Here is a 417-nt window from a genome sequence, read left to right as displayed (position 1 = left end):
GCTTGCAAAAGAATATCACCCACACCGTGTCCCAACGTATCGTTCACGGTTTTAAAGAAATCAAGATCCATAAAAACAATACCGACAATATTGTGGCTTCTATCTGCCCTATGGCATTCCGTCTCCAAGTGATTTTTAAACAGTGCACGGTTGGGTAATCCGGTTAATTCATCGTAATACGCCAGATATTCAATTTTTTGTTCAAATTGTTTTTTTTCCGTGACATCTTCCGCAACGGAAGCAATACCGACTATTTGATTATTTTCATCAACCAGCCGCGTATTGTGCCATTCACATAAAATTATTTTTCTCTCTTTAGTCTGATTCTCATTCAAACTGTATTCTCCACCATTACCGCTTAAGAGAGCAGACCATATTTTTGATGCTTTACTGGAGGGAGGGAGAAGTAGCTCGTCA

1 protein-coding gene is annotated in these 417 nt (G+C 39.3%); it reads right to left on the bottom strand.

What is annotated here, in order from left to right; genetic code table 11:
• A partial coding sequence (locus A3G19_RS01850; protein ID WP_294870277.1) for a GGDEF domain-containing protein occupies window positions 1-417 on the bottom strand: 417 nt, incomplete at both ends.

Source organism: Sulfuricurvum sp. RIFCSPLOWO2_12_FULL_43_24 (assembly GCF_001829605.1).
Classification (GTDB): domain Bacteria; phylum Campylobacterota; class Campylobacteria; order Campylobacterales; family Sulfurimonadaceae; genus Sulfuricurvum.
The sequence above is the reverse complement of the archived record's forward strand: the minus strand, read 5'-3'. Positions and strand labels throughout refer to the sequence as shown.